This is a genomic window from Alcanivorax sp. HI0044, assembly GCF_001634945.1.
Map to the genome: position 1 here is coordinate 1 of NZ_LWEZ01001115.1, position 3,765 is coordinate 3,765.

Below are 3,765 nucleotides of genomic sequence, written 5' to 3' on the forward strand. Positions count from 1 at the left end.
GGCCACATGCACCATTTCTTCCAGCGAGGGGGTAATCAGCCCGGAGAGGCCAATGATGTCCACATTTTCTTCTTTGGCTACCTCGAGAATAGTCTCGCAAGGCACCATGACGCCCAGGTCCACCACGTCATAGCCATTACATTGCAGCACCACGCCAACAATGTTCTTGCCGATGTCGTGCACATCGCCTTTCACGGTGGCCATCAGGATTTTGCCGTTGGCTTCATCCTGGGTGCCCAGCTCTTCCTTTTCCTTCTCCATGAAGGGCATCAGGTAGGCGACTGCCTTCTTCATGACCCGGGCGGATTTGACCACCTGGGGCAGGAACATCTTGCCTTCGCCAAACAGGTCGCCGACCACGTTCATGCCATCCATCAAGGGACCTTCGATGACGTGAAGCGGGCGGGCGGCATTCTGGCGGGCCAGCTCGGTGTCTTCTTCCACGTAGTCGGCAACGCCTTTCACCAGGGCATGCTCAAGGCGCTTTTCGACGGCCCATTCACGCCAGGCCAGATCTTCCTTTTTGGCTTTCTCGCCGCCGCTACCCCGGTATTTCTCGGCAAGATCCAGCAAGACTTCGGTGCCGTCTTCGTGGCGGTTGAGCACCACATCTTCCACTGCGTTGCGCAGTTCTTCGGGAATGTCCGCATAAATGGCCAACATGGTGGGATTGACGATCCCCATGTCCATGCCGTTTTTGATGGCGTAATAGAGGAACACTGCGTGGATGGCTTCACGAACCGTGTCGTTGCCCCGGAAAGAGAAACTCACATTGGAGACCCCGCCGGAAATCATGGCGTGGGGCAGGGTGCGCTTGATGTCGCCTACCGCTTCAATGAAATCCACGGCGTAGTTGTTGTGCTCTTCGATCCCGGTGGCAATGGCGAAGATGTTGGGGTCGAAAATAATGTCTTCCGGCGGGAAACCCACTTCTTCGGTGAGCAATTTGTAGGCACGGGTGCAAATTTCCACCTTGCGCTCACGGGTATCTGCCTGGCCTTCCTCATCGAAAGCCATGACGATCACGGCAGCACCGTAACGTCGCAATAGGCGCGCCTGATGAAGAAAGGCCTCTTCGCCTTCCTTCATGGAGATGGAGTTCACCACCCCCTTGCCCTGGATGCATTTCAGCCCGGCCTCGATCACTTCCCACTTGGAGGAGTCGATCATGATCGGCACTTTGGAGATTTCCGGTTCTGAGGCCACCAGATTGAGGAACTTCACCATGCACTCGGCGGATTCCAGCATCCCCTCATCCATGTTGATATCGATGATCTGGGCGCCGTTCTCCACCTGGTCGCGGGCCACGTCCAGCGCGGCATCGTAGTCCTCTTCCTTGATCAGGCGCAGGAATCGTTTGGACCCGGTCACATTGGTCCGTTCGCCCACATTCACGAACAGGGAATCCTTGGCGATGGTGCAGGGCTCCAGGCCGGACAGTCGGCATGCCACTTCAATGTCGGGCAGTTGGCGTGGCGCCAGACCTTCAACAGCCTCCGCCATGGCGGCGATGTGCTCCGGGGTAGTCCCGCAGCAACCACCGATAATGTTCAGAAAGCCTTTCTCCGCCCAGGCGCGGACTTCTTTTGCCATGGTGAACGGATCCAGGTCATATTCACCCATTTCGTTGGGCAGCCCGGCGTTGGGGTGGGCGGACACATAAGTTTCGGAAATGCGCGACAGCTCTTCGATGTACGGACGCAACTCCATGGGCCCCAGTGCACAGTTCAGGCCAAAGCTGATTGGGCGGGCGTGGCGCAGGGAGTTGTAGAAGGCCTCGGTGGTTTGCCCGGTGAGGGTACGGCCCGAGGCATCGGTGATGGTGCCGGATATCATGACCGGCAAGTCCAGATTGTTCTCGTAGCAGTACTGGTCCACCGCAAAGACCGCCGCCTTGGCATTCAAGGTGTCGAAAATGGTTTCGATCAGCACCATGTCGATGCCGCCCTCTACCAGGCCGTCCAGGGCCTCCAGATAGGCGTTCACCAGTGCATCAAAGTTCGTGTTGCGATAGCCCGGGTCGTTCACGTCCGGGCTGATACTGGCGGTGCGGTTGGTGGGGCCAAGCACCCCGGCCACGTAGCGGGGCTTGTCTGGTGTGGAGGCTTCGTCGGCGGCCTCCCGGGCGACACGGGCGGCGGCAACGTTGATGTCCCGCGCCAGGTCCTGCATGTCGTAATCGGCCATGGCGATGGACGTGGAATTAAACGAGTTGGTCTCGATGATATCCGCGCCCGCGTCCAGGTAGCCCTTGTGCAATGCCTTGATTCGCTCAGGTTGCGTCATGCTGAGCAGGTCATTATTGCCTTTCAGGTCGCTGGGCCAGTCGGCGAACTGGCTGCCGCGGAATTCCTCTTCACTGAACTGGCAGCGCTGGATCATGGTGCCCATGCCACCATCAAGAATCAGGATGCGTTCCTTGAGTTGGGCAGTTAATTGAGCGCGCGGGTTCTGTGACATCGATGGCTCCGGCAAGGGCGGGAAATTGGGGCGTGCATTATAGCGGGGCAGGGCGCAGATACCCAATATGTGGTGCTTTTTCCGGGGGGAATCGCGATAAAAGGGCATTGTTGGCGGCAGCAGACTGGCCATAAGGTGCATTAGGTTTCATTATTGGGCAGGCTTGGTGGCGGAATGGCAGGCATGTCTCGCGGCCAGTGGATGAAATTTTTGTAAAATCCCGCGCGGCGGCATCAGCATGGCTTGGGCTTGCCGCAGGAACGGGCATAATTCGCGCTCACAGGATGAGGAGTACGCTTAATGGATCAATATCTGACCCAACTGGAAACCTTTGCCAATGAAAATCTGGTGCCTTATGCCTGGAGCATTGCGGCGGCACTGGTTATTTTCATTGTCGGTAGCTGGATTGTTGCCCGCCTTAGTGGCTGGGTTAAAAAGCTGCTAAACAAGCGCATGGATGAAACAGTCGCCACTTTCCTGGGGCGGATTGTTCACGTTCTGCTGTTCGTTTTCGTAGTGATTGCGTCCCTGGATCAACTGGGTATAGAGACGACCTCCCTGGTTGCGATTCTGGGTGCCGCCGGCCTGGCTGTTGGCCTGGCCTTGAAAGATTCCCTGGGTAACTTTGCTGCGGGCGTCATGCTGATCATGTTCAAGCCGTTTCGCGTGGGGCATTACGTGGAGGCGGGGGGAACCTCTGGCACGGTCAAGGAAATCCGTATTTTTGCGACGATCATGAACAGCCCGGATAACAAGGTTCTGACCGTGCCCAACGGTGCAATCATGTCCGGAAATATCGTCAACTATTCGGAAAAGCCCACACGTCGAGTGGATATGGTTTTTGGTGTCGCTTACGATGCGGACCTTTCCGTAGTGAAAAAGGTGCTGCAGGAGGTTCTTGCTGCGGATGATCGTGTGCTCAAGGATCCTGCGCCGACCATCGTCGTGGGTGAGCTTGCGGATAGTTCGGTTAACTTCTTGTGCCGTCCCTGGGTAAATAGCGCGGACTACTGGCCGGTTCTGTGGGATACCACGGAAACCGTGAAGCGTCGCTTTGACGAAGCTGGCATTGGCATTCCGTTCCCGCAGATGGACGTACATTTCGACAAAAACGATTAAGGAGTCATTCATGCGCAGTAAGACAATCGCTGCCATGCTGCTGGCCGCCGGGCTTCCGGCGGTATCGGTGGCTGCAGAAGATGCAGCCACCGACGAGGGCAGTGAAGTTTCAAAGTGGTCCGGTGATATTGGTGTCGGGTTGTTGTTCAAGCGTGGCAACACCAATTCCGACTCTACCAATGCCAA

At 56.9% G+C, this 3,765-nt stretch carries 2 protein-coding genes; one reads left to right on the forward strand and one right to left on the reverse strand.

Annotated elements, in window-relative coordinates; translation table 11 throughout:
• A partial coding sequence (gene metH / locus A3730_RS13205; RefSeq protein WP_063538219.1) for a methionine synthase occupies window positions 1-2,460 on the reverse strand: 2,460 nt, incomplete at its 3' end.
• A gap of 300 nt (window positions 2,461-2,760) precedes the next feature.
• Between metH and A3730_RS13210 the strand changes: the two genes are divergently transcribed.
• Window positions 2,761-3,579, forward strand: a complete 819-nt coding sequence (locus A3730_RS13210; protein ID WP_063518939.1) for a mechanosensitive ion channel family protein — start codon at window positions 2,761-2,763, stop codon at window positions 3,577-3,579.
• Window positions 3,580-3,765 lie beyond the last annotated feature (186 nt).

Bases quoted from the DNA above. Each gene is read 5' to 3' on its own strand.
- A3730_RS13210 (WP_063518939.1), top strand. From the start codon at position 2,761: ATGGATCAATATCTGACCCAACTGGAAACCTTTGCCAATGAAAATCTG.